This window comes from Nocardioides psychrotolerans, from assembly GCF_900113685.1.
Taxonomy (GTDB): Bacteria; Actinomycetota; Actinomycetes; order Propionibacteriales; family Nocardioidaceae; genus Nocardioides; species Nocardioides psychrotolerans.
Genome location: NZ_FOQG01000016.1, coordinates 11,433 through 35,014 on the forward strand (window position 1 = coordinate 11,433; position 23,582 = coordinate 35,014).

Sequence of the window (23,582 nt, forward strand, 5' to 3'; positions counted from 1 at the left end):
CGTGAGGTTCCCTCGGCCGCTCGGCTCGTCGTACTGGGTGGGCGAGTCGCGCACTTGAGGGGTGTTGCAACCCCTGACAAGCAACAAGGTCCCCGGACATCCGGGTACTCATGCACGAGCCGACCTCAACCCCGCAACAACCGCGCAGCTTCGGCAGCCCAGTAGGTCAGGATCACGTCGGCGCCGGCACGACGGATCGAGCCGAGGGTCTCGAGGATGGCGGCCTCACGGTCGATCCAGCCGCGGGCGGCGGCGGCCTCGACCATGGAGTACTCGCCGGAGATGTTGTAGGCCGCGACCGGCACCGAGACGGCGTCGCGGACCCGGCGCAGCACGTCGAGGTAGGCCAGGGCGGGCTTCACCATGACGATGTCGGCGCCCTGGTCGATGTCGAGCAGTGCCTCGCGCACGCCCTCGACGGCGTTGGCGGAGTCCTGCTGGTAGGTGCGTCGGTCGCCCTGGAGCGAGGAGTCGACGGCCTCGCGGAAGGGACCGTAGAAGGCGGAGGCGTATTTCGCGGAGTAGGCCAGGATCGAGACGTCCTGGTAGCCGGAGGTGTCGAGCGCGGCCCGGATCACCGCGACCTGGCCGTCCATCATGCCGCTCGGTCCGACCATGTGGACGCCGGCGGCGGCCTGCACGCGCGCCATCTCGGCGTAGACCGCCAGGGTGGCGTCGTTGTCGACCCGGCCGTCGGGGGTGAGGACGCCGCAGTGGCCGTGGTCGGTGAACTCGTCGAGGCACAGGTCGCTCATGACCGTCACCGCATCGCCGACCTCCGCGACCGCGTCGCCGATCGCGACGTTGAGGATGCCGTCGGGGTCGAGGGCGCCCGAGCCCTCGGCGTCCTTGGCCTCGGGGATGCCGAAGAGCATGACGCCCCCGAGCCCCAGCTCGGCGGCCTCAGCCACAGCAGCACGGAGCGAGGAGCGCGAGTGCTGGACCACACCGGGCATCGAGGAGATCGGCCGCGGCTCCTCGAGTCCCTCCCGGACGAAGAGCGGCAGCACGAGCTGACGCGCCTCGAGCGAGGTCTCGGCGACCATGCGACGCAGCGCCGGAGTGGTGCGCAGCCGGCGCGGGCGGACGACCGGGCCCGTCACCTCATCGCCGCGCGCCTCTCCGGAGCTGGGTGTCATCGCGACGAGGTGGCCTTCGTACGACGACCGGACGGCTTGCGCGCCGACGGCTTGGTGACGGGCTCACCGGCCTCGATCATCGCCACGCGGCGCGCCGCGCCGAAGTCGGCCAGCGCGTCGGTGAGGACGTCGATGTCGGGCTGGGGCGAGAGCACGTCGACCCGCAGCCCGTGCTCCTCGGCCGTCTTGGCGGTCGCGGGGCCGATGACGGCGATGATCGTCGAGGGGTGCGGCTTGCCGGCGATGCCGACCAGGTTGCGCACGGTCGAGGACGAGGTGAACACGACCGCGTCGAACTTGCCGGTCTTGATCGCGTCGCGCGTCGGCGCCGGCGGCGGGGTGGCCCGCACGGTGCGGTAGGCGGTGACGTCGTCGCACTCCCAGCCGAGGTCGACCAGGCCCGCCACGAGGTTCTCGGTGGCGATGTCGGCTCGCGGGAGGAAGACCCGGTTGATCGGGTCGAGGAGGTCGTCGTACTCGGGCCAGTCGGCCAGGAGGCCGGCCGCCGACTGCTCGCCCGAGGGCAGCAGGTCGGCACGCAGGCCCCAGGCGGCGATGGCCTGGGCGGTCTTGTCGCCGACGGCGGCGATCTTGAGGCCCGAGAAGGCCCGGGCGTCGAGACCGTACTCCTCGAACTTCTCGCGCACGGCCTTGACCGCGTTGACGGAGGTGAAGGCGATCCACTCGTAACGGCCCTCGACGAGGCCGCGCACGGCCTTGTCCATCTGCAGCGGGTTGCGAGGCGGCTCGACCGAGATCGTCGGGACCTCCTCGGGCACCGCGCCGTAGCCACGCAGGCGCGAGGAGAGGGCACCGGCCTGGTCCTTGGTGCGGGGCACCAGCACGCGCCAGCCGAAGAGCGGCTTGCTCTCGAACCACGACAGCGTGTCGCGCAGGTTGACGACCTTGCCGACCACGACGATCGCGGGCGGCGCCATGCGGGCGGCGCGGGCGTCGGTGGCGATGTGCTCGAGCGTCGAGGTGACCGTGGACTGCTCGGTGGTGGTGCCGACGCGGGTCATGGCGACCGGGGTCTCCGGCGAGCGACCGGCCAGCATCAGCGCCTTGGCGATGTCGCCGATCTGGCCCACCGCAGAGAGCAGCACCAGGGTGCGGTCGTCGGCGTAGGCCGACCAGTCGACCTTGTCGCCACAGGTGATCACCGACATCTCGCGGTGGTCCTTGGTGGTCAGCGGGATGCCGGCGTAGGCCGGGACCGCGCCGACGGAGGAGACCCCCGGGACGACCTCGAACCCGATGCCGGCCTTGGCCACGGCCTGGGCCTCCTCGGGCCCGGAGGCGTAGAGGAACGGGTCGCCGGAGAGCAGGCGTACGACGCGCAGCCCCTTCTTGGCGTGCTTGACGACGACCTTGGCACGTGCGGCGTGAGTCAGCGGCTGGCCGTCCTCGCCGAAGCCACCGTCGACCAGCTCGGGGCCGGTGACCTCGCAGGCGGCGACACTCTCGCCGTCAGCGGTCTCCTCGGCCTCGACCGGCTCGGGCAGGCCGAGCAGCGTGCGGACCAGGCCGGCGTGCTCGGGCGACTCGGTGACGATCACCTCGGCCTGCTTGACCAGCTCGACGGCTCGCACGGTCAGCAGGTCGGGGTCGCCGGGGCCACTGCCCACGAACGACACCCAGCCACGTGTGGCGGCCTTGGTCGTGCCCTGGGTGCTGCCCTGGGTCGTGCCTGTGGTCTTGCCTCGCGTCATGCGTTCTGCACCTCTGCTGATGGGTCTGCCGGTTGATTCAGTTGTCCTGCCCCGTCGGCGAGCATCTCGCCCGCCAGGCGGTTGCCGACGCTGGTGGCGTCAGCGGGGGCGCCGGATGCGGACATCCGAACCGACAGGCCCCCGTCGAGCGAGAGCGCGATGGCCCGCACCCAGATCTCGTCTCCCTCGTCACCCTCCGCGACCTCGGCCAGGGCTCCGATCGGTGCCGAGCAACCACCCTCCAGGGTGGCCAGCACGGCCCTCTCGGCATTCACGGCCGAGCGGGTGTGCGCGTCATCGAGACGCGCCAACTCTTCGGCCAGACCACCCTCCGAGCGGCACTCGATGCCCAGCGCGCCCTGCCCGGGGGCAGGGAGCATCTGGAGCGGGTCGAGCACCTCGGTGGCCTCGTCGAGACGGCCGATCCGGGAGAGTCCCGCCCTGGCGAGCACGACGGCGTCGTACTCCCCGGAGCGGACCTTGCTGATTCTGGAGTCGACGTTGCCACGAACGCCGACCACGTCCAAACCGAGGCCGAGCGCGTGCAGCTGCGCGACCCGACGCGGGGAGCCCGTGCCGACCCGGCTGCCGACCGGCAGCTCGCCGAGCGTGAGGCCGTCGCGGGCCACGACGACGTCGCGCGGGTCCTCGCGCAGCGGCACCGCGGCGAGCGTGATGCCGTCGGCGGGATAGGTCGGGAGGTCCTTGAGCGAGTGGACGGCGACGTCGACCTCGCCCGCGAGCAGCGCGTCGCGCAGGGCGCTGACGAAGACGCCGGTGCCGCCGATGGTCTCGAGCGGTGTGCCCGCGGCCTGGGTGCGGTCGCCCTCGGTGGAGACCTCGACCAGCACGGCCTCGCGACCGAGCGTGGTGCGGATCATCTCGACGACGTGGCCGGCCTGGGTGGTCGCGAGCAGCGAGGCGCGGGTGCCGACGCGGAGGGGCGCGCTCATGCAAGACCCTCCGGACGCGTCACGGCCACGACGGCCTCGGGGTCGAGCGCGAAGAGCTCGGCCAGCGCAGCGGCGTAGGACACCGCGCCCTGCTCGTTGGAAAGCTCCCTGACGCGCACGGTCGGCTCGTGGAGCAGCTTGTCGGCCACGCGGCGCACGGTGTGGAGGATCTCCAGGCGGGCCGACTCGTCGAGGTGCGGCAGCCGACCGACCAGGCGGCTCATCTCGGCGTCGACGACCGAGGTCGCCATCGAGCGCAATGCCACCACGGTGGGGGTGACCTGGGCCTGGCGACGCGCGGTGAGGAAGGCGGTGACCTCCTGCGTGACGATGCCCCGGACGTCGGAGACCTCACGGCCGGCGTCGGATTCCTGGAGCGCCTCGGCGAGATCGGCCAGGCCGATCAGCGTGACGCCCGGGAGGTCGCCGACGGTGGGCTCGACGTCGTGCGGCAGCGCCAGGTCGATGATCGACAGCGGGCGCGCGTCGGGGCGGGCGGTGAGGAGCATGTCGCGCGTGACCAGGACACCGCTGGCGCCGGTGCAGGTGATGAGGACGTCGGCCCGGGCGAGCTCGACGGCGAGGTCGCCCATGCCGCCGGCGCGGACGCCGTAGTCGCTCACGAGGCGCTCCACGCGACCGACCGTGCGGTTGACCACGGTCACCTCGGCCGGCTCGAGACGGGACACCGTGGCAGTGGCCAGACCGGCCATGGCACCGGCGCCGACGACCAGCACCCGCTTGCCGGCGACCGGCCCGACGGCAGCCTCGGAGCGCTCGAGCGCGGCGGAGACGAGGGAAGGGGCCACGCGGTCGATGTCGGTCTCGGCGCGCGAGCGCTTGCCGACGCGCAGGGCCTGCTGGAAGAGGAGGTTGAGGGCCGAGCCGACGGTGCCGAGCTCCTGGCCGAGCCGCAGCGCCTCGCGGGTCTGGCCCAGGATCTGGGCCTCGCCGACGGCCATCGAGTCGAGCCCGGCCGCGACCTGGAAGAGGTGGGACACGGCACCGTCGTCATAGTGCACGTAGAGGTGCGGCAACATCGACTCGGTCGACTCGCCCGCGTGCTCGACGAGCAGCCGCGAGAGCTCCTCGACGCTTCCGTGGAAGCGGTCGACCTCGGTGTAGATCTCGACCCGGTTGCAGGTCGAGATGACCGTCGCCTCGGTGACGTGCTCACTGCCGGCCGCGTCGTGGATCAGCTTGCTGACACCGTCGGCGTCGAGCGCGACCCGCTCGAGCAGGGACACGGGGGCAGAGTTGTGGGAGATGCCGACGACGAGGACGCTCATGCGCTCTGGGCCTTCCGCTGCTCGTGGTAGGCGAGGATCTGCAGCTCGATGGACAGGTCCACCTTGCGCACGTCCACGCCGTCCGGGACCGAGAGGACCGCGGGGGCGAAGTTGAGGATGCTGGTGATGCCACAGGCGACCATCCGGTCGGCGACGGCCTGCGCGGCCAGGGCCGGGGTGGCGATGACCCCGATCGCGACGCCCTGGTCGGCGACGATCTGCTCGAGGTCGTCGAAGGCGCGTACGTCGACGCCCGCGACGACCTCGTCGTGACGCTCGGGGTCGGCGTCGAGCAGCGCGACGACCCGGAAGCCGCGGCTGCGGAAGCCGGAGTAGTTGGCGAGGGCGTGGCCGAGGTTGCCGATGCCGACGATGACGACCGGCCAGTCCTGGGTGACGCCGATCTCGCGGGCGATCTGGTAGCGCAGGTAGTCGACGTCGTAGCCGACACCGCGGGTGCCATAGCTGCCGAGGTAGGACAGGTCCTTGCGGAGCTTGGCGCTGTTGACGCCGGCAGCAGCGGCGAGGTCCTCGCTCGAGCACGTCTGCGTGCCGGCCTCGACCAGGGTCGTCAGGGCCCGCAGGTAGACGGGCAGGCGGGCGACCGTCGCCTCGGGGATGTCCCGGGCAGTCTCACTCGTTGTCCGTGCGGTCACTGTCTTCTTTCCAGTCGCACGCCACGGTCAGGGAGCCCCGTCCGGGGCCCTCCGGGGGTGCGGCCAGATCACTGTAAGAGTTTGTGAACGCGAGAACAAAACGAGCCGGTGCCGCTCAGGCGGGGCGGGCTATCACATGTGAGATGTGACACCCGCAGCGGGTCCCTGCCGGCGGTGGCGGGTCGGGCGGTGGCCGCTCCATCAGGGTATGCAGACGACACGCCACTTCCGACGGCGGGCACCCCGTGATGGGTGGCGTGTCGCCGTGGGAAGTGGGAGCCGCGATCGACCTCGTGGTGCAGTCGCCGCTCCAGCGTGGGGAGTGCCGCTCGGGCGGCATACCTTGATGAAGCGGCGTGTCCAGCACCCGCGCACCACCCCCGCAGCGGGTCGGGCACCGGGACGGTCAGCGCTGCAGCGCGGCGCGCAACCGGGCGGCGTCCACGCGCCAGAAGTCGTGCTGGCGTCCGTCGACGAACGTCACCGGGATCTCCTCGCCGAAACGGCGGGTGAGCTCGGGGTCGTCGTCGATGGACACCTCGGCGTAGGACTCCCCCAGCTCGGCGCACACCGCGTCGACCACGACGCGCGCGTCGTCGCAGAGGTGGCAGCCGGGCCGGCTGTAGAGCGTGACCCGGGCGTCGGCGGGCTCCGAGCGGGCGCTCATCCGAGGATGCCCAGGGCCCGGCGGCGCTCGAGGCCCCGCAGCCGACCCTTCTGCACCTTGCCGGTGCCGGTCAGCGGCAGCCTCTCGACGATCTCGATCCGACTGGGCTGCTTGAAGCGGGCGAGACGCTCCGCGCAGTGGTCGCGTACGGCGGACCCGACGGTCGCCGGTTCGGCTCCGGGCGCCACGACGTAGGCGACCACGGCCTCACCGGTGATGGGGTCGGCGACGCCGATGACAGCGACCTCGCGCACCTCGGGGACCTCGGCGATGACCTCCTCGACCTCCACGGGGTAGACGTTGAAGCCCGACACGATGATCAGCTCCTTGAGCCGGTCGACGAGGAAGAGGTCGCCCGAGGAGTCGAGGAAGCCGACGTCCCCGGTGGACCACCAGCCGTCGTCGTCGGGCCCGTCAGCACCGTCGGGCCAGTAGCCGCTGAACAGGTTGGCGCCGCGGATCTGGATCTCCCCGGGGTCGTCGCCGACCGGGATCTCGCCGGCCTCGTCGACGAGGCGGATCTCGATGCCCTCGAGCGCGGCCCCGACCGAGCCGGTCTGGAGCCGCTCGGAGCGCAGCGTGCTGGTGACGACCGGGGAGGCTTCGGTCAGCCCGTAGCCCTGGTGCACGGCGATGCCGGTGCGCGCGGTGAACTCCTCGATGACCTCCGGGGCCAGCGGCGCCGAGCCGGAGAGCACCAGGCGGACCGGGCCGAGCCGCTCCTCGAGTCCTTCGACGGAGCGCCAGTAGGCGAAGACCGGCGGGGCGATCGGCACCACGCTGCACGCCTCGTCGTCGATCAGGTCGAGCGTGCCCTGCGGGTCGAAGCGCTCGGCGAGCACCAGCTTGGCTCGGTGCAGCAGCACGCCGCCGAGCACCGCGTTGAGTCCGTAGACGTGGAACATCGGCAGCACCCCGAGCACCACGTCGTCCCCGTGCATCATCGGCGGGTCGACGGCAGCGGCCTGCTCGATGTTGGCGATCAGCGCGCGGTGGGTGAGCATCGCGGCGCGCGGGCGGCCCGACGTACCACTGGTGTAGAGGAGGGCCGCGAGCTTCTCGGGGTCCTGAAGCGGGGGGATCCGGCGCGCACTGTCGGCCCGCAGGTGGTCGTAGGAGCGCTCGCCGGGGAGCAGGGTCGAGCCGATGACGACCACCCGCGGCAGGGTCAGGCGCGCCAGGACCTCGGGGTCGAAGTCGTCGGCGCCCTCCAGGTCGCCAGTCCGGGCACGGTCCAGCAGCCCGACGGCCTCGCGCACCCGGGTCACGCTGCTGCCGTCGGCCACGACCATCCGGGAGCCGGAGTCGGCGATCATCCGGGCGAGCTCGCCCGGGGTCGCCGTCGGGTTGACCGGCACGGCGACGGCCTGGGCGCGCAGCGTGCCGAGGTAGGTCGTGACGAACTCGATCCGGTTGCCGACGACGAGCATCACGCGCAGCCCCGCGACGATGCCGGCGGCGCCGAGCCCGGTCGCGACCCGCCCCACCTCGTCGTCGAGCTGGGCCCACGTGACGCTACGTCCACCGGCCTCCACGACCGCGAGGCGATCGGGGCTCTCAGCGGCGGCGCTCGCCACGAGCTCGGCGACGTCCCGGGCGACCGGGGACGGGTTCTGGCCTGACATGTGGCGATACTTCCACACCCGGGCCGCCGCCTCTGCCGGACCGCGGACATCACCGAGGACACCCAGGGACACCCAGGAAGCCGAGGCACGCCGTACGACGCCCGCGACGTCGCGGGCTACCCTGAGCCGGTGCCGCCGCCGGACAAGCACCACAAGCCACTGAACCTCCAGCAACGCTCGACCCTGGCCGGGGAGGCAGCGGCCGCGGCGGCCGAGGTCGAGAGCGCCCTGCTCACCCCGGCGGACCTCACGTCGGCGGCGTTCTTCGACGTCGACAACACCGTCATGCAGGGCGCCAGCATCTTCCACCTGGCCCGCGGGCTGCACCGCCGCGACTTCTTCACCACGCGCGACATCCTGGGCGCTGCCTGGAAGCAGGCCTACTTCCGCATCGTGGGGGTCGAGGACCCCGAGCACGTCGCCGAGGCCCGCAACTCCGCGCTCAGCTTCATCGCCGGCCACACCGTCGCCGAGCTCGAGGAGCTGGGCGAGGAGATCTTCGACGAGGCGATGGCCCACCGGATCTGGCCCGGCACCCGGGCGCTGGCCCAGATGCACCTCGACCAGGGGCAGCGGGTGTGGCTCGTGACCGCAGCCCCGATCGAGATCGCCACGATCATCGCCCGGCGCCTCGGGCTCACCGGCGCCATGGGCACCGTCTCCGAGCACATCGACGGCGTCTACACCGGCCGACTGGTCGGCGACATGCTCCACGGACCGGCCAAGGCCGTCGCCGTGCAGGCCCTTGCCGACCGCGAGGGGCTCGACCTCGCCACCTGCTCTGCCTACTCCGACTCCGCCAACGACCTGCCGATGCTCTCGCTGGTGGGCGACCCGGTGGCGATCAACCCCGACCCCCGGCTGCGCGCCCACGCCCGCGCCGAGGGGTGGCGGATCCGTGACTACCGGACCGGTCGCAAGGCCGCCCGGGCCGGGCTGGTCGTGGGGGCCCTCGCTGGCGCGGCCTCCGGCACCGTCGCCGCCGGTGTGGCGTTCCGCAAGCGACGCTGAGGCCGCAGAGCTCGACCGCCCGAACGGGCCCATCCGGACCCATGCGGGCGCGACCCAAGGGCCCGACGGACACAGGTGCGCCTCAGAGCGCCGCTCGGGCCGCTGGTCTGGACCGGAGAATCGCAGATTTGTTTCCCGTCAGTAGCTAACTGGCCTACCATCGCAGGACAGGGCGCCGGGGGGTTAGCCTCAGCGGGAGGGTCTCTCATCAGCATGCCGTCAGACGGTCGTGACATGGAGCGCGGGCTGGATGCCCTGCGCGACTGGGTCGCGCGCCTGATCCTGGTCGAGCAGCCACTGCTCGCGGGAGGCACGCAGATCCTGAGCACCGAGGCACTGGCCGACGACAGCCACCACCCCCTCAGCGGTGGCGCGGGCAGTCCGGGAGGCGGCACCTACGGCGACGCCGACCTGGCGACCTCCTCGGAGGAGAACGAGGCCGAGCGCACCCGCTTGATCGCGCTCGTCGAGCTGGCCCGCAAGGGCGACGCCGACGCGTTCGGCCTCCTCTACGACCACTACCAGTCCTCGGTCTACCGCTTCCTCTTCTACCGCACCCGCTCCTCGACGTTGGCCGAGGACCTCACCTCGGAGACCTTCTTCCGAGCATTGCGGAGCATGACCAACTTCCGGTGGCAGGGCAAGGACTTCGGCGCCTGGCTCATGACCATCGCCCGCAACCTGGCGACCGACCACTTCAAGGCCGGCCGCACGCGCCTGGAGATGACCACCGAGGACATGGGGGCCCACGACGACACCACCGAGGGCCCGGAGATGACGGTGCTCGCCGGGCTCACCAACGAGATCCTCCTCAAGGCACTCACCGAGCTCCCCGACGAGCAGCGCGACTGCCTGGTCATGCGATTCCTCCAGGGCATGAGCATCGCCGAGACCGCCGCCGTCCTGGGTCGCAGCGACGGCGCCGTCAAGCAGCTCCAGCTGCGCGGGGTCCGCAACCTCGCCAAGCTGATGCCTGACGGGATCAGGGGGTGATGACGGTGGTCGGTTTTGTTCCCGCTGGGGCAGTGTCGCTGCCCACGTATTTGCATCAGGCCGCCGCCGTAACTTCCGTAGTTGACCCGTCGTTGAGCCCGATGTCAGCACCTTTTACCTCGCTGGCACGACCCGCAACCGGAACGACCACAGGATGGACCCGATGACACCCGCATTCACGGCGCGACGACGCGCCGAGGAGTTCAACTCCCTGGTCGAGAACGCCTCGACCCGCGAGCTGACCGATGCGCGCTACGTCAACGTCCTCGAGCTCGTCGAGGCGCTGCGGCACGTCACCCCCGTCCAGGCCCGCCCGACCTTCGTGGCCGACCTGCGCGAGCGGTTGATGATCGCCGCCGAGACCGCCCTCGCCCCCTCGCCCGACGCCGAGCTGAAGGCGCGCCTGACCGTCGCCCCCCGTCGTACGCCGCGTGAGCGCCGCATCGCTGTCGCCATGGGCGGTTTCGCGATCGTCGGCGCCACCACCTCGATGGCCTTGGCCGCCCAGACCGCGCTGCCCGGCGACACCCTCTATCCGCTCAAGCGGGCCCTGGAGAACGCTCAGGCAGGCGTCCAGGTCGACGAGGGCGACAAGGGCTCGACACTGCTCGCCAACGCCTCCGGCCGCCTCGAGGAGGTCGACAAGCTCAGCCGTGAGAAGCGCGACAGCGCCACGCTGGTGATCGCCGAGACGCTCCAGGCCTTCACGTCGCAGGCGACCGAGGCGTCCGACCTGATGCTGGCCTCCTACGAGTCCACCGGCCAGGAGGCGTCGATCTCGGAGCTGCGCAACTTCGCGGCCGACAGCATGACCGTCCTCCAGCAGCTCGAGGGCCTCGTGCCGGACGGTGCCCGCAGCGCCCTCGTCCAGGCCGCCCAAGTCCTCACCCAGATCGACCAGCAGGCCATCGCGCTGTGCCCCACCTGCGTGGTCAAGGCTCTGACCGAGATCCCCGACTTCGTGTTCAACAACGCCACCGACCTCCTCGGCAACGTCACCGACAACCCGCCCGCCGAGCCGACCAGCGCCACCGGCCCGGGCCAGGGCGGCAAGCCGGGCGGGGGCGGCAACCGCGGCACCGCTCAGCCCTCCGACGAGCCGACGCCCGTCGCGCCGACCAGGCCGCCCGTCATCGCACAGCCCGGCACGCCCGCGCCGGGCGAGGCTCCGGCCGGCAACGACGACGACGACGACCCGATCACCGACCTGACCGACGGCCTGACCGGTGGCGGTTCCGCCCCGGCGCCCGCGATGCCGGCCGACCAGCCCGACCTCGGCGAGGTCCTCGACGACACCGTCGGTGGCGTCCTCGGCGAGCTCGACTGAGGCTCGGCGCCCACGCTCGGTGACCTGCCCGTCCGGGCCAGGTCACCGGTTCTGTCGCCGGCCACTGTCACCGCCACGAGTCACCGCTATCGGGCGCTGATGGCCGGGATCCGGATCAGCGGAAGACCGACTGGCGCTGCATCAGCAGCGAGTAGAGCGTCTGCTGGATCGTCTCGCGGACCTGGTCGGTCACGTTGAAGACCAGCATCGGGTCGTCGCCGGCCGTGCCGTCGTAGTCGTCGGTGCGGATCGGCTCACCGAACTCCAGCAGCCACTTCGACGGCAGCGGGACCAGCCCGAGCGGGCCCAGCAGCGGGAAGAACGGCGTGATCGGGATGTAGGGCACCCCGAGGATGCGCGCGAGGCCGGGAATGTTGCCGACCAGCGGGTATATCTCCTCGGCGCCGACGACGGCGAGCGGGACGATGGGGACGCCGGTGCGGAGCGCGGCCGACACGAAGCCGCCGCGGCCGAAACGCTGGAGCTTGTAGCGCTCGGCGTAGGGCTTGCCGATGCCCTTGAAGCCCTCGGGCCACACGCCGACGAGCTCGCCGCCGCGCAGCATCCGCTCGGCGTCCTCGCTGCAGGCCAGGGTGGCGCCGCCCTTGCGGGCCAGGCTGCTGACGATCGGCATCGAGAAGACCAGGTCGGCCCCCAGGGGCCTCAGGAAGCGGCCGGTGTGGTCGTGGATCGAGACCATCGTCATGAGGCCGTCGATCGGGATCGTGCCGGAGTGGTTGGAGACGACCAGCGCCCCGCCGTCGGTGGGGATGTTGTCGATGCCACGGACCTCGATGCGGAACCACTTCTCCGCGATCGGTCGCAGCGCGGCCATGAAGAACCGCTGGGTGACCTCCTGGTCGAAGCCGTACTCGTCGACGACGTAGTCGCCGGTGACGCGGCGGCGCAGGAAGGCCAGGAAGCGGGCCAGCTGGGGCTCCCACTGCTCGCCGAAGACCTCGCGGGCGGCGTGCTGGAAAGCTGCCAGCCAGTCCTTGCTGGGGATGCCACCGAGGGGGTTGCGGCTCGTGGTGGTCGCCGGCGAGACCAGCGGCGAGGTGGAGGCCGCGGGCTGCTCGATGACCGGTGCGCTCTCGATGATCGGCGTCTCGCCGGGCAGCGCCGCGGGGTCGGTCGCGATGACCGGCTCGCGGGACGGGTCGAGCACCGGGTCGGCGACGACGGCGGGCGTCTCGGTCGTGGCGCGGTCCCTGGCGGGGCTTGGCTTCTTGGCGGCCGGCTTGGGCTTGCCGCGGGGCGCCAGGCTGCGCGCGGCGCTGCTCGGCTGCTTGCCGGTGCCGCGGCCAGGTCGGCCGCGGGTCCCGATGGGGATGATCTCGGCGTCACCCACGGCGTAGTCCTCCTGGACCGATCTCGACGAGGCCGGGCGCCCCCTGGGCCCGGGCCCGCGGGTAGCCGGGCTCGGGCAGCTGACGGGCGATCCCGGCGAGCACCCGCTCGGAGCGACCGCCCGTCGTGGGCAGGGTCTTGCCGAAGTCGGCGAAGGCCTCCGCGGTGGTGAACCGGGGCTCGAAGCCGAGGACCTCGCGCATCCGGGTCGTGTCGACGCCGCGGCCGTAGGTGAGGAAGGAGAGCTGCTCGGGCGAGAAGTCGGCCACCCGCGCCGAGCGGAGGAACGAGCCGACGTTGCCGACCGCGAAGCCAGGCATCGGGACGCTCGGCCGCTGGAGTCGGCGCGCAGCCTGCGAGAGCATCAGGATCCCGTCACCGGCGATGTTGAAGGTGCCGTGCACGTCGGCGCTCACGCTGTGGCGCAGCACGCCGAGCAGGTCGTGCTGGTGCAGGAACTGCAGGCGGGCGTCGTAGCCGAGCACCGTGGGCAGCACCGGGAGCCGGAAGTAGGACGTGATCGGGCTCAGCACCTGAGGTCCGATGACGTTGGCGGCGCGCAGCAGCGTGACGCGGACGTCGGGACGCCGGCGGGCGAACCCACGGACGTAGCCCTCGATCTCGGCGACGTCCTTGGCGTAGCCGGCACGCGGAGCGCGGCGCGGCTCCATGTCCTCGGTGAACATCGCGGGGTCGCGGTTGCTGGCGCCGTAGACCGTCGTCGTCGACTTCACGATCAGGTGCCGCAGACCGGGCGCCTTCTGGCATGCCGCGAGCAGCTGCATCGTCCCGATGACGTTGAGCTCTTTCATCGTGTTGCGACCCCCGGCGCTGCCGGGGGTCGAGATGACGCTCATGTGGACGACGGTGTCGACGTCCTCCTTCGCGATGACCTTCGCGATGACGGGGTTGCGGATGTCGGCGCGCACGAAGGAGACGTCGCCTATGTCCCCGCGAGGGGGGACGACGTCCACGCCGATCACCCGGGAGACCCCGGGCTCGAGGGCAACGGCGCGCGCGAACTTACGTCCGAGGTCTCGCGAGACCCCGGTCACGAGCACGACCTTGCCGACGCCGGCCATCGCTGTGGTCAGTTCCCCGACTGCCGGCTTACTTGCCGAGCTTGCGACGCTGCACGCGCGTCTTCTTGAGCAGCTTGCGGTGCTTCTTCTTCGCCATACGCTTGCGTCGCTTCTTGATGACAGAACCCACGGATATACCTCTCCAAACTGCATAGGGTCCGCCAGGAAGTGCCTGGAGGACCCCACCACCCTATCCGTGGATGGGCGGCGCCGAAGAATCCGGTCAGGTGAGGTCCACCACCGGGACCGGCCTGACTGCTCCCGGGCGCCGACGAGGCGCCGCCCAGGAGCGGTCCGACTGCTCAGCCCGCGTTGTAGAAGCTGTTGCGGAGGTAGTCGTTGACGTCCTCCTCGAGCACGCGGAAGCTGCGGCCCACGCGCAACGCGGGCAGGTCACCTCCGTGCACGAGGCGGTAGACCGTCATCTTGGAGACCCGCATCATTGCGGCAACCTCGGCAATGGTCAGGAACTTGGACTCGGACAGATCACCGGTCGTGTTCGTTGCCATGGCGCACCTAACTTTCTGTTGCGCACGGCATCGGCTTCCCCACCGATGTTCACACGGGCGCGTCGTGGTGAGAATAGGGCCAGATGTGACTCATGGGGAAGAGGTTCACCAATGAAACTTCTGGGGCGTCGGCGTGTCGGCTTGACGGACCCTCAGGGTTGGGGGTCCAGGCCGTGCAGGGGGAAGGCCTGCATGCGCGTGGCGTGGATGGCACGGTCCAGCCAGGTGTCCGGGTCGTAGCCGTCCTCCCAGCGCCGGTAGGCCGGGGTGCGGCCGTCGGTGAACCGGTGCGGGGCGCCGCGTCCGAGGTGCTCGCGGACGTGCTCACGCCAGACGCCCGGCGTCTCCAGCAGGGGGTCCAGCGGTCGGCCGCCGACGATCGAGAGCAGGTGGCTCCACGCCCGGGGCACGACCTCGACGAGGGCATAGCCGCCGCCGCCGGTGACGACCCACTTGCCGTCAGCGACCTCGTGGGCGAGCTCGTGCAGCGCGAGGTAGGCGGCGCGTTGCCCGTCGACGCTGAGCATCAGGTGGGCCAGCGGGTCGTCGGCGTGGGAGTCGCAGCCATGCTGGGTCACCAGGACGTCGGGGTCGAACTCCCGCAGCAGGGGGGGTACGACGGCATGGAAGGCGCGCAGCCAGCCCGCGTCGCTGGTGCCGGGCGGGAGGGCGACGTTGACCGCCGTACCTTCTGCGTCGGGGCCGCCCAGGTCGACCGGGAAGCCGGTGCCCGGGAAGAGCATCTGGCCGGTCTCGTGCAGGGAGATCGTGAGGACGCGCGGGTCGTCCCAGAAGATCTTCTCGACGCCGTCGCCGTGGTGGACGTCGACGTCGACGTAGGCGACCCGCTCGGCGCCCTGGTCGAGGAGGTACTGGATGCCGACCGCGATGTCGTTGTAGATGCAGAAGCCGCTCGCCCGGTCGCGCATCGCGTGGTGCAGCCCACCGGTGATGTTGGCACTGTGCAGCGACTCCCCGCTCCACACCTGGCGAAACGCCTCGTGGCTCGCGCCGACGACGTGGGCCGCGGCCTCGTGCATGCCGAGGAAGACGGGGTTGTCGTCGGTGCCGAGCCCGAAGTGCTCCTCGCCGGGACCGGGGTTGTGGCCCATCCGCTTGACGGCCTCGATCAGCGGCGCGCCGTGGATCGTGGCCAAGAGGTCGTCGCTGGCCACGGGGGCGTCGACGAGGCGCAGGTGGTGGTCGAAGACCCCGACCTCGCGGGCCAGACGCATCGTGAGGTCGACCCGGATCGGCGACATGGGGTGCTCGGGCCCGAAGTTGTACTGCGTCAGGCTCTCGTCGAACACCACCGTCGCCGGACCCTCACACTCCGCCGCGGTGCTCATGGGTGCAACCTACTCGGCGGGCGGCCAGCACCCGTGGCATGCTCACCTCGTGCACACGACCCGTCCGACCCAGTGGTGGCCCGCCTGACCCGGCGGACCCCCTGTGATGCACCACCTCATCGGCCGCCTGCGGGCGGCCGATCGTCATTTCCTGGCACACCTCAGGGCCGACGACCTCCTGCGGGCCCAACTCCAGGAGCACGATGTCCACCCTCACCACCACCCCTGTCACCCGTCGGCTGTCGCTGCTCAAGCCGACCGGCCACCTCACGCTCGGAAACCTGCTCGGTGCGCTGCGCCCCATGGCGGCCCAGCAGCACGAGGCGGACTGCTTCTACGGCATCGCCGACCTGCACTCCCTCACCGTCGCCCACGACCCGGCACGGCTGCGGGAGCTGGTGACCGAGCAGGCGACGCTGCTGCTCGCCGTCGGCCTCGACGCCAGCACGCTCTTCGTGCAGAGCCGGGTGCCGACCCACTCCCAGCTGGGCTACCTGCTCGAGTGCGTCGCGACGACCGGCGAGCTCAACCGGATGATCCAGTTCAAGGAGAAGGGGCATGGTGTCGGCTCGACCCGCGTCTCGCTCTACACCTACCCGGCGCTGATGGCCGCCGACATCCTACTCTACCGCCCGACCCAGGTCCCCGTCGGCGACGACCAGCGCCAGCACGTCGAGCTCACCCGTGACTTGGCGATGCGCTTCAACACCACCTACGGGCAGGTCTTCACCATCCCCGAGATCACGGTCCCGCCGGCCGGCGCGCGGGTCATGGACCTCGCCGACCCGACGAGCAAGATGGGCAAGACGGGCGGTCGTGCGGACAGGGCAGGGGTCATCCACCTGCGCGACTCCCCCGACGTCGTACGACGCAAGGTCGCGCGCGCGGTCACCGACAGCGACACCGGCGCCCTGTCGGTGCGCGCGGATCGTTCGCTCAAGCCCGGGGTCACCAACCTGCTGGAGATCCTCGCGGCGTGCGGTGGCTCCACGGACGGGATCACGACCTACGGCGCGCTGAAGAAGGCCGTCACCGACGCCGTCGTCGCGACGCTCTCGCCGATCCAGGCGTCGTACGCCGAGCTCGCCGCCGACCCGGCGCACGTCACCGAGGTCTACGCCGTCGGCGCCGAACGGTGCCGCTCGGTCACCGCCCCTGTCCTTGCTGCGGCTCAGGCGGCGTTGGGGCTGTGAGGGCTGCATGAGTACCCGGATGTCCGGGGACCCTGGCGCTTGAGGGGGGTTGCAACACCCCTCAAGCGCGCGACTCGCCCGTCAAGTCCGGGTCTCAGGGCGCCCAGACCCACGCCTGGGCGGGTGACTCCTTCGTGGCGGCGGTGAGCGGGTCGACACCGTCGACAACCACGACCCGACCGTCCACCCACACAGCGGAGGCGCCGTCGCCGATCGCCTCGTCAGGCTTCGGCGGGACGCGGGTCCAGGTCTGGCCCCGGTCGTCGTAGACGAAGCCCCAGCCGAGCAGCAGCGGGCCATCGGCTGCGACGAGGGACCAGCCGTCCCCGCCGTACGACGCCGGCGGGTCCGGCAGCGGGGACCACTCGCCCGTCACGGGGTCGAGGCGACCGCCGTAGGAGATCGTCAGTCCGTCCGGGTTAGCCACCTGCAGGTCGAGCTCGACCAGGCGCTCGCCGGTCCAGTGGCGGAACGGGTTGGTCTGTCGCGTCGACAGCTCACTCCAAGAGGAGCCGTCCCAGATCTGCGTCGTCGACCGCAGCAGCACGTCCCGCGGGGACGTGCCTCCCGACACGGCCACGCCCGTTGTGGTGGCAACCGCCACGGCGCTGTAGAGCGGCCGCGGTCCGGCCGGCAGGGCCGACCACGTGCGCGCGGCGAGGTCGAGGACCTGCACGCGTCCCTGGCTGCTCAGCGCATAGACCCGACCGTCGGCCGACGAGATCGAGCCGCTGTCGACGGTGGGCACGGGCGGGTCGGGCAGCCGGGTCCAGGCGTCGTCCCCGGCGTCGTAGGCCCACCACCGCCCGTCGCCGAAGACCACCATCGTGTCGCCGACCATCGTGGTGCGGAAGTAGTAGGCCATCCCCACCGGCGCCTCGGCGATCACCCGCCACGTGCCGGCGACGTCATAGGCCGCCCCGTCGCGAGCGACGGTCGGCACACGGTCGCAGTCGGTGTTGACGGGGCACGGGTCCGGATCGCCGCCGACGACGACCACCTCCTCGCCCGTCCAGCCCACGAGCGGCATCGAGCGGGCGAGCACCGGCGCGTCCGGGAGCCGCTCCCAGGCACCCGCTCCCGTCACCGGTGGTGCCGGGTCGGGCACCGTGGATCGCCCGGCGTCGCCGCCCAGCGCAGCGACGGACACCGACACCACGGCGACGGCGACAGCGACACCCGTCACGACAGCACCGCGACGGCGACTCCGCAGCCGCGTCCCGGAGGCGCGGACGGCCGCCAGGTCACCGGCAGGTACGTCGATCCGGGCCAGGCCGTCGTGCAGCGACCGGCCGAGTAGTTCCTCGAGCTCCATCAACGCTCTCCTCTGACTCGCGAGACGGTCGGGTTGGTGGTGTCGCCGAGCAGGCCCCGCAGGGTGCTCAGGGCCGCGGATGACTGCGACTTCACGGTGCCGGGGCGGATCCCGAGCGTCTCGGCGATCTGTCGCTCGCTCAGATCCTCGTAGTAGCGCAGCACCACGACCGCCCGCTGCCGCGGCGGCAGCTCCGCGATCGCGGCCCAGACCTCGTCGCGCTCGAGCAGCCCGTCCTCCGACGAGACCGCCGACGGCCACGACCCACCGGGCACCGGAGCCTCCGGCATCGACCGCACGGTCGTCTCGCGCCGCGCTGACGCCTTGCGCTGCTGGACGAGCGCCGTGTGGAGCGCGATCTTCCGGACGTAGGCGATCGGCTCGTCGGCGCGGCTGACACGCGACCACGCGGCGTACGCCTTCGTGAAGGCGGTCTGCAGTGCGTCCTCGGCGAGCTGGCGGTCGCCCGTGACGGCGTAGGTGGTGCGCAGCAGGCGGGGCCAGGCGACGGCGAAGAACTCGTCGAAGTCGGTCACGCTCCCAGGATGCCGACAGGAGCCGGTTCGGTTCGTCCGACCCCGGACTTGAACATGTTCAAAACATGGACTAGCGTCAGGTCCAAGAACTGAACACGTTCCAAACGACCGATCACCACACCGAGGAGCTCCCCATGGACTGGACCGTCGCCACCTACCTCACCTACCTGGCCGTCAGCGTGCCGCTGATCATCTGGGTCGCCACGACGCTGTCGCACAACGGCAAGGCCTTCCTCGCCGACGTCTTCGCCGGCAACGACGAGCTGGCCAGAGCCGTCAACAAGCTGCTCGTCGTCGGTTTCTACCTGCTCAACCTCGGCTTCGTCAGCCTCTACCTGCGCATCAGCGACCCGGTCCTCGACCTCGGGGGGCTGCTGGAGACGCTCAGCGTCAAGATCGGCGTCGTGACGCTCACGCTCGGGGTGCTGCACTTCTTCAACGTCTACGTCTTCAACGCGATTCGTCGCCGCAGCCGGCTGGAGGCGCTGCGCTCTGGCCCCGTCGCACCCCAGGGACAGCTCCCGCACCCGAGCCAGTACGCCGCGCCGTTCCCGGCGCCCGGCCGCTGAGGCGCGCCGACCATGCAGCAGCTGACCGTCCTCTACGACGCGCAGTGCCCGCTGTGCTCCCGCTTCCGCGACTGGCTCGAGGCGCAGGCGCTGCTCCTCCCGGTGCACCTGGTCCCTGCCTGTTCGGCACAGGTACACGACCTCTTCCCCACCCTCGACCACGCCCGGACGCTCGAGGAGATCACGGTCGTCGGCGACGACGGGGCAGTCTGGACCCAGGAGCACGCGTGGGTGATGTGCCTGTGGGCGACTCGGGCCCATCGCGGACTGGCCGAGCAGCTCGCCCGCCCGCAGTGGCTGCCCCTGGCGCGGGGTGCTGCGACGTCCGCCGCCGGACTGCGCCACCTCCTCCACGGCGCTGCGAGAACCGGAGCCAGGACCGTGGCCTGCCCCCGAGGGGGTGACTACCCTGATCACCGTGTCGCACCAGCCAGCCCGCTCCCCCAAGGCTGAGCAGACCCGCCAGACCATCACGGAGGCCGCGATGCGGCTCTTCCGCCGCGACGGCTACGACCGGACGACGATGCGCGCGATCGCCCAGGAGGCCGGCGTCTCGGTCGGCAACGCCTACTACTACTTCGCGTCCAAGGACACCCTGATCCAGGCGTTCTACGACGGCATCCAGACCGAGCACGCCCATCGCGCGGCGAGTGCGCTGGCGACCGAGACGACGTTCGCCGCACGCCTGCACGGCGTGCTGCGGGCCTGGCTGGACGTGGCCGAGCCCGACCACGAGTTCGCCGGGCAGTTCTTCCGCAACGCCGCCCAGCCGACCAGCCCGCTCTCGCCGTTCAGCGAGGAGTCGGCGGGGGCGCGCGAGGCGAGCATCGGCCTCTACCGCCAGGTCGTCGACGGCTCCGACCTCAAGCTCGCGCCGGCCCTGCGCCGCGAGCTGCCCGACCTCCTGTGGCTCATGCAGATGGGCGTCGTGCTCTTCTGGGTGCACGACGACAGCGCCGGCCAGGCCCGCAGCCACGCGCTGGTCGAGAAGGTCGTGCCGATGGTCGACCGGATCGCCCGGCTCTCCTGCCTGCCGGTCGTGCGCGGCCTGGTCGACGACCTGCTCGCGCTGATGGTGGCCCTGCGCTCGGTCTGATGCGCGCCGCCGTCCGGGGGCCGCTCCATCAAGGTATGTCGACGAGACGTCACTTCCCTCGGCGTGCACCCCGTGGGAGGTGGCGTGTCGCCGTGGGCAGTCGAGCCCGCCTGCTCGGCCGCGGACGGGGAGGGTCCGCCTGCCTACCTTGATGAAGCGGATCCCGCCGCCCTGCGACATCACGCCGACTCGGCAGACCTCAGCGGCCCATGAAAGCCGCGACGACCCGACCGAGCTCCTCTCCGGCGTCCTCCTGCAGGAAGTGACCGGCGCCCTCGATCGTCGGGTGCTCCAGGCCGACGGCCCCGGGCACCAGCTTGCGCAGGATCGGCGCCATCGCCCCGGTGATCGGGTCACCGTCACTGAAGGGCGTGAGGAACGGCTTCTCCCAGGTGGTCAGCACCTCCCAGGCCGCACGGTTGGCCTCGGTCGCGGGATCGTCGGGCCGGGTCGGCACGAGCGTGGGCATCACGCGGGGCCCGGCCTTCGCCTCCTCGACCGGGTAGGGAGCGTCGTAGGCAAGGCGGTCAGCCTCGGCGAGGCCATGCAGACAGCCCGCCTCGACGAACCGACCGATGTCCAGCGACGGGGCACTCTCGACCGCGCGGCGGAACTGCCACCAGATCTCCGGCATGTCGAAGTCGCCGGTCGGCAGGCCGGTGTTGGCGGCCACGACGGCCACGAACCGGTCGGGGTGCTCTGCCACGAGGCGCAGGCCGATCAGCCCGCCCCAGTCCTGGCCGACGAGCGTCACCTCACGCAGGTCGAGCTCGTCCAGGACCAGGGAGCGCACCCACTCCACGTGGCGCGCGAAGCTGTGGTCGCTGGTCGCCAACGGTTTGTCGGAGCGGCCGAAGCCGACCAGGTCGGGCGCGACCACGCGCACGCCGGCGTCGACGAGCACGCGGATGACGTGCCGGTAGAGGTAGGACCAGGTCGGCTCGCCGTGCAGGAGCAGGGCGACCGGGCCATCGGCGGGCCCGGCCTCGACCCACGCCATGCGCAGGGTGCCGCCGTCCTGGTCGGGCACGTCTGCGTAGGACGGCGGCCACGGGAACGACTCGAGCCCGTCGAAGCGCTCGTCAGGGGTGCGGTAGGTCTCCATGGACGCAGTCAACCAGCACGACGACCAGCGCGGCGTGCGTCCCGCTCGGCCAGCTCCTTCAGGGTCAGCAGCTGCTTGCGCATCATCACCAGGTCGCCCCAGGCCAGGCCGCGCGCCCACAACAGGCCACCGAGACCCTGCTCCCGCGCGACCATGCGCGCCACCAGCCGTGAGGTGCCTGCGGCGGCCGGCTGCACGGCGTACGTCACGGAGACGGGACCCACGAGCCGGCTCACCAGTGACGGGCGGGTGATCCCGGTCCACTGGCGCCCGGGGTCGACGGAGACCAGGTCGAAGATGATCAGCATCGACTGACCGACACGCAGGTCGTCGGCGCCGGGCGTGAGCTCGCGCGGGCTGCGGCGCCCGAGGTTGTCGACCAGGTCGTAGGAGTAGGGCGCCACGGCGGTCTGGCAGAGCCAGCGCCAGGTCAGGTCGGGCGGGGCATCGACGGACACGGCGCGCGTCATCGAGTAGGCCGGTTGCTCGACGAGCGCGTCGGCCGGGTGGTCGCGGAGCAGGTCGTCGACGTCGGCGCCCCAGGCTGCGGGCAGGCGCCCGGCCACTACTTCTTCTGCCGTCGGCTGCCGCCGTGCCAGTCCTCCTGCACGCCCGCATCCTCCTCGGAGACGCCGAGCGCGCGCAGCTGCGGGAGCTCGCGCAGGCTGCGCTTGAGCTCGGCGAACCCGGCGAACGTCGCGAGGCCGACGACGTGGTCCCACAGCCGCCCGGCGTCCTCGTCGGAGGGCAGCCGGCTGATGACGGGGCCGAAGAACGCCGCACCCTCGGGCGGGGCGATGTGCAGGATCGGGGTGCCGACGTCCTTGCCGGTCAGCGCCAGCGCCTCGTCGGTCTCGGCCTGAAGCTGCGCGTCGCGGGACGTGTCGTCGAGGTGATCGGCGAGGTCGGCGGGCAGACCGGCGGCGGCGAGCGCCTCGAGCAGCACGTCGGCCGTGCGTGACGGGTCGTTGCCGCCGCCCTCGTCGGGTGCGCGGTCGAAGACCAGGGCGCCGAGCGCCTCGTAGTAGCGGGCGACACCGTCGGCTCCGTGGTCGTCGCGCACGTGGGCGGCGACCCGGAGCAGACGCAGCCCGGCGGTGTGGCCGGCTGCATATTCCGGGGGGAAGTGCGCGTCGTAGTCGAGGTGCGCGTTGAGCAGCCGCAGCGAGATGAAGCGCCACTCGACGACCAGGTCGCGCTGCGCCTGCACCTGGCGGACCCACTTGCTGGTCATCCAGGCGAAGGGACAGACCGGGTCGAACCAGAACCGTACGTCGGGCGCGACCAGCCCCGCGTCGATCATCAGATGCCCTCGGCGAGCTCGCGCGAGCGGTTGCGCGCGGCCTCCATCGCGGCGAGGAACGCCGCGCGCACCTTGTGGATCTCCAGCTCACGCAGGGCCGAGGCGGTCGTGCCGCCCGGCGAGGTGACCTGCTCGCGCAGGACCACCGGGTGGGTGCCGGTCTCGCGCAGCATCTTGGCCGAGCCGACGAGGGTCTGGATGACGAGCTCGCTGGCCGTCGTGCGCGGCAGGCCGAGGTGGACGCCGGCCTCGATCATCGACTCGACGACGAAGAAGATGTAGGCCGGGCCGGAGCCCGAGATCGCCGTGACGGCGTCCTGCTGGCGCTCGGGGATGCGGAGCACCTTGCCGACCGAGGCCATCAGCGCCTCGACCTCAGCGAGCTGGGCGTCGCTGCAGTGGGAGCCGGGCGAGATCGCCGACATCCCCTCGTCGACGAGGGCAGGCGTGTTGGGCATGACGCGTACGACGGCGATGTCGTCGGGCACCCGGCTCTCGATGAAGGCAGTCGTGATGCCGGCCGCGAGCGAGACGACCAGCTGACCCGGCCGCAGCACCCCGGCGATCTCCGCGAGCAGGTCGCCCATGTCCTGCGGCTTGACCACGAGCGCCAGCGTGTCCGCCAAGGTGGCAGCCTCGACGTTGGAGACGACGGCGACGCCGTAGCGCTCCTCGAGCTCGCGGGCGCGCTCGGCGCGCTTCTCGCCGACGAGGAGGTGGTCGACGCGGCGGCCGGCGCGGACCAGGCCGGAGAGCAGGGTCTCGCCCATCACCCCGGCGCCGAGGATCGCGGTCTGGCTCAT

The 23,582-nt window shown here is 71.6% G+C and carries 25 protein-coding genes; 7 read left to right on the forward strand and 18 right to left on the reverse strand.

Annotation, left to right across the window (positions count from 1 at the left end; genetic code table 11):
• Window positions 1-125: 125 nt before the first annotated feature.
• The 7 genes from hemB to BM204_RS17210 all read right to left on the reverse strand — a co-directional run bounded on the left by hemB (window position 126) and on the right by BM204_RS17210 (window position 8,041).
• Window positions 126-1,139: a porphobilinogen synthase gene (gene hemB / locus BM204_RS17180; protein ID WP_218031263.1), complete on the reverse strand. Its 1,014-nt coding sequence runs from the start codon at window positions 1,137-1,139 to the stop codon at window positions 126-128.
• Window positions 1,136-2,851, reverse strand: a complete 1,716-nt coding sequence (locus BM204_RS17185) for a bifunctional uroporphyrinogen-III C-methyltransferase/uroporphyrinogen-III synthase (RefSeq protein WP_091115908.1) — start codon at window positions 2,849-2,851, stop codon at window positions 1,136-1,138. Before BM204_RS17185 ends, hemB begins: the two co-directional genes overlap by 4 nt.
• A complete protein-coding gene (gene hemC, locus BM204_RS17190; RefSeq protein ID WP_091115909.1) occupies window positions 2,848-3,804 on the reverse strand; it encodes a hydroxymethylbilane synthase in 957 nt (318 codons plus the stop codon). Before hemC ends, BM204_RS17185 begins: the two co-directional genes overlap by 4 nt.
• A complete protein-coding gene (locus tag BM204_RS17195; RefSeq protein WP_091115912.1) occupies window positions 3,801-5,093 on the reverse strand; it encodes a glutamyl-tRNA reductase in 1,293 nt (430 codons plus the stop codon). Before BM204_RS17195 ends, hemC begins: the two co-directional genes overlap by 4 nt.
• Window positions 5,090-5,749 (reverse strand): redox-sensing transcriptional repressor Rex, encoded by a 660-nt coding sequence (locus BM204_RS17200; protein ID WP_091115914.1) that lies wholly within the window; start codon window positions 5,747-5,749, stop codon window positions 5,090-5,092. The genes BM204_RS17195 and BM204_RS17200 overlap by 4 nt, the downstream gene beginning before the upstream one ends.
• A gap of 406 nt (window positions 5,750-6,155) precedes the next feature.
• Window positions 6,156-6,416 (reverse strand): glutaredoxin family protein, encoded by a 261-nt coding sequence (locus BM204_RS17205; protein ID WP_091115916.1) that lies wholly within the window; start codon window positions 6,414-6,416, stop codon window positions 6,156-6,158.
• On the reverse strand, window positions 6,413-8,041 hold the full coding sequence (locus tag BM204_RS17210; protein WP_091115919.1) for a class I adenylate-forming enzyme family protein: 1,629 nt from the start codon (window positions 8,039-8,041) through the stop codon (window positions 6,413-6,415). Before BM204_RS17210 ends, BM204_RS17205 begins: the two co-directional genes overlap by 4 nt.
• A gap of 129 nt (window positions 8,042-8,170) precedes the next feature.
• Between BM204_RS17210 and BM204_RS17215 the strand changes: the two genes are divergently transcribed.
• From BM204_RS17215 to BM204_RS17225, 3 genes are all read left to right on the forward strand, one after another.
• Window positions 8,171-9,052 carry an HAD family hydrolase gene (locus tag BM204_RS17215; RefSeq protein ID WP_091115921.1) on the forward strand — a complete coding sequence of 294 codons (882 nt, stop codon included), beginning with the start codon at window positions 8,171-8,173 and terminating at the stop codon, window positions 9,050-9,052.
• A 234-nt stretch (window positions 9,053-9,286) separates the two neighbouring features.
• Window positions 9,287-10,045: a sigma-70 family RNA polymerase sigma factor gene (locus BM204_RS17220; protein ID WP_246166331.1), complete on the forward strand. Its 759-nt coding sequence runs from the start codon at window positions 9,287-9,289 to the stop codon at window positions 10,043-10,045.
• 163 nt (window positions 10,046-10,208) lie between these two features.
• The gene (locus tag BM204_RS17225) at window positions 10,209-11,372 is read left to right on the forward strand and encodes a DUF5667 domain-containing protein (protein ID WP_143099820.1); all 1,164 of its coding nucleotides are present in this window, start codon (window positions 10,209-10,211) and stop codon (window positions 11,370-11,372) included.
• Window positions 11,373-11,487: 115 nt separating this feature from the next.
• On the opposite strand, the gene BM204_RS17230 is transcribed toward BM204_RS17225, so the two are convergent.
• The 5 genes from BM204_RS17230 to BM204_RS17250 all read right to left on the reverse strand — a co-directional run bounded on the left by BM204_RS17230 (window position 11,488) and on the right by BM204_RS17250 (window position 15,662).
• On the reverse strand, window positions 11,488-12,723 hold the full coding sequence (locus BM204_RS17230; RefSeq protein ID WP_091115929.1) for a 1-acyl-sn-glycerol-3-phosphate acyltransferase: 1,236 nt from the start codon (window positions 12,721-12,723) through the stop codon (window positions 11,488-11,490).
• On the reverse strand, window positions 12,716-13,804 hold the full coding sequence (locus BM204_RS17235; protein ID WP_091115932.1) for an NAD-dependent epimerase/dehydratase family protein: 1,089 nt from the start codon (window positions 13,802-13,804) through the stop codon (window positions 12,716-12,718). The genes BM204_RS17230 and BM204_RS17235 overlap by 8 nt, the downstream gene beginning before the upstream one ends.
• A 28-nt stretch (window positions 13,805-13,832) precedes the next feature.
• Entirely contained in the window at window positions 13,833-13,934 is a 102-nt protein-coding gene (locus tag BM204_RS17240; RefSeq protein WP_008356322.1) for a 30S ribosomal protein bS22, read from the reverse strand.
• A gap of 172 nt (window positions 13,935-14,106) precedes the next feature.
• Window positions 14,107-14,313: a helix-turn-helix domain-containing protein gene (locus BM204_RS17245; RefSeq protein ID WP_091115934.1), complete on the reverse strand. Its 207-nt coding sequence runs from the start codon at window positions 14,311-14,313 to the stop codon at window positions 14,107-14,109.
• 152 nt (window positions 14,314-14,465) lie between these two features.
• Complete coding sequence (locus BM204_RS17250; RefSeq protein ID WP_091115936.1) at window positions 14,466-15,662, reverse strand: acetoin utilization protein AcuC; 1,197 nt, start codon at window positions 15,660-15,662, stop codon at window positions 14,466-14,468.
• A gap of 203 nt (window positions 15,663-15,865) precedes the next feature.
• On the opposite strand from BM204_RS17250, the gene trpS reads away from it, so the two are divergent.
• Window positions 15,866-16,855: a tryptophan--tRNA ligase gene (gene trpS / locus BM204_RS17260; protein ID WP_091115940.1), complete on the forward strand. Its 990-nt coding sequence runs from the start codon at window positions 15,866-15,868 to the stop codon at window positions 16,853-16,855.
• Window positions 16,856-16,949: 94 nt separating this feature from the next.
• On the opposite strand, the gene BM204_RS17265 is transcribed toward trpS, so the two are convergent.
• A complete protein-coding gene (locus BM204_RS17265) occupies window positions 16,950-18,170 on the reverse strand; it encodes a Kelch repeat-containing protein (RefSeq protein WP_091115942.1) in 1,221 nt (406 codons plus the stop codon).
• Window positions 18,170-18,706 (reverse strand): SigE family RNA polymerase sigma factor, encoded by a 537-nt coding sequence (locus tag BM204_RS17270; protein WP_091115944.1) that lies wholly within the window; start codon window positions 18,704-18,706, stop codon window positions 18,170-18,172. Before BM204_RS17270 ends, BM204_RS17265 begins: the two co-directional genes overlap by 1 nt.
• A gap of 134 nt (window positions 18,707-18,840) precedes the next feature.
• Here BM204_RS17270 and BM204_RS17275 point away from each other — a divergent pair, with 134 nt between their 5' ends.
• From BM204_RS17275 to BM204_RS17285, 3 genes are read left to right on the forward strand one after another with little or no spacing between them, the layout of a single operon-like run.
• Window positions 18,841-19,275 (forward strand): hypothetical protein, encoded by a 435-nt coding sequence (locus BM204_RS17275; RefSeq protein ID WP_091115946.1) that lies wholly within the window; start codon window positions 18,841-18,843, stop codon window positions 19,273-19,275.
• A 12-nt stretch (window positions 19,276-19,287) separates the two neighbouring features.
• Window positions 19,288-19,728 carry a thiol-disulfide oxidoreductase DCC family protein gene (locus BM204_RS17280; RefSeq protein WP_091115948.1) on the forward strand — a complete coding sequence of 147 codons (441 nt, stop codon included), beginning with the start codon at window positions 19,288-19,290 and terminating at the stop codon, window positions 19,726-19,728.
• A complete protein-coding gene (locus tag BM204_RS17285) occupies window positions 19,694-20,371 on the forward strand; it encodes a TetR family transcriptional regulator (protein ID WP_246166334.1) in 678 nt (225 codons plus the stop codon). The genes BM204_RS17280 and BM204_RS17285 overlap by 35 nt, the downstream gene beginning before the upstream one ends.
• Before the next feature lie 199 nt (window positions 20,372-20,570).
• Here the strand turns inward: BM204_RS17285 and BM204_RS17290 are convergent, their stop codons facing one another.
• The 4 genes from BM204_RS17290 to proC are packed head-to-tail and all read right to left on the reverse strand — an operon-like array spanning window position 20,571 to window position 23,582.
• On the reverse strand, window positions 20,571-21,476 hold the full coding sequence (locus BM204_RS17290) for a haloalkane dehalogenase (RefSeq protein ID WP_091115951.1): 906 nt from the start codon (window positions 21,474-21,476) through the stop codon (window positions 20,571-20,573).
• 8 nt (window positions 21,477-21,484) lie between these two features.
• Window positions 21,485-22,042: a hypothetical protein gene (locus tag BM204_RS17295; protein ID WP_091115953.1), complete on the reverse strand. Its 558-nt coding sequence runs from the start codon at window positions 22,040-22,042 to the stop codon at window positions 21,485-21,487.
• On the reverse strand, window positions 22,042-22,779 hold the full coding sequence (locus BM204_RS17300) for a mycothiol-dependent nitroreductase Rv2466c family protein (RefSeq protein ID WP_246166337.1): 738 nt from the start codon (window positions 22,777-22,779) through the stop codon (window positions 22,042-22,044). Before BM204_RS17300 ends, BM204_RS17295 begins: the two co-directional genes overlap by 1 nt.
• A complete protein-coding gene (gene proC / locus BM204_RS17305) occupies window positions 22,779-23,582 on the reverse strand; it encodes a pyrroline-5-carboxylate reductase (RefSeq protein WP_091115956.1) in 804 nt (267 codons plus the stop codon). Before proC ends, BM204_RS17300 begins: the two co-directional genes overlap by 1 nt.

Bases quoted from the DNA above. Each gene is read 5' to 3' on its own strand.
- BM204_RS17235 (WP_091115932.1), bottom strand. From the start codon at position 13,804: ATGGCCGGCGTCGGCAAGGTCGTGCTCGTGACCGGGGTCTCGCGAGAC.
- BM204_RS17290 (WP_091115951.1), bottom strand. From the start codon at position 21,476: ATGGAGACCTACCGCACCCCTGACGAGCGCTTCGACGGGCTCGAGTCG.
- BM204_RS17195 (WP_091115912.1), bottom strand. From the start codon at position 5,093: ATGAGCGTCCTCGTCGTCGGCATCTCCCACAACTCTGCCCCCGTGTCC.
- BM204_RS17245 (WP_091115934.1), bottom strand. From the start codon at position 14,313: ATGGCAACGAACACGACCGGTGATCTGTCCGAGTCCAAGTTCCTGACC.
- BM204_RS17265 (WP_091115942.1), bottom strand. From the start codon at position 18,170: ATGGAGCTCGAGGAACTACTCGGCCGGTCGCTGCACGACGGCCTGGCC.
- hemC (WP_091115909.1), bottom strand. From the start codon at position 3,804: ATGAGCGCGCCCCTCCGCGTCGGCACCCGCGCCTCGCTGCTCGCGACC.
- proC (WP_091115956.1), bottom strand. From the start codon at position 23,582: ATGAGCCAGACCGCGATCCTCGGCGCCGGGGTGATGGGCGAGACCCTG.
- BM204_RS17250 (WP_091115936.1), bottom strand. From the start codon at position 15,662: ATGAGCACCGCGGCGGAGTGTGAGGGTCCGGCGACGGTGGTGTTCGAC.
- BM204_RS17185 (WP_091115908.1), bottom strand. From the start codon at position 2,851: ATGACGCGAGGCAAGACCACAGGCACGACCCAGGGCAGCACCCAGGGC.
- BM204_RS17280 (WP_091115948.1), top strand. From the start codon at position 19,288: ATGCAGCAGCTGACCGTCCTCTACGACGCGCAGTGCCCGCTGTGCTCC.
- BM204_RS17205 (WP_091115916.1), bottom strand. From the start codon at position 6,416: ATGAGCGCCCGCTCGGAGCCCGCCGACGCCCGGGTCACGCTCTACAGC.
- hemB (WP_218031263.1), bottom strand. From the start codon at position 1,139: ATGACACCCAGCTCCGGAGAGGCGCGCGGCGATGAGGTGACGGGCCCG.
- BM204_RS17275 (WP_091115946.1), top strand. From the start codon at position 18,841: ATGGACTGGACCGTCGCCACCTACCTCACCTACCTGGCCGTCAGCGTG.
- BM204_RS17225 (WP_143099820.1), top strand. From the start codon at position 10,209: ATGACACCCGCATTCACGGCGCGACGACGCGCCGAGGAGTTCAACTCC.
- BM204_RS17220 (WP_246166331.1), top strand. From the start codon at position 9,287: ATGGAGCGCGGGCTGGATGCCCTGCGCGACTGGGTCGCGCGCCTGATC.
- BM204_RS17210 (WP_091115919.1), bottom strand. From the start codon at position 8,041: ATGTCAGGCCAGAACCCGTCCCCGGTCGCCCGGGACGTCGCCGAGCTC.
- trpS (WP_091115940.1), top strand. From the start codon at position 15,866: ATGTCCACCCTCACCACCACCCCTGTCACCCGTCGGCTGTCGCTGCTC.
- BM204_RS17300 (WP_246166337.1), bottom strand. From the start codon at position 22,779: ATGATCGACGCGGGGCTGGTCGCGCCCGACGTACGGTTCTGGTTCGAC.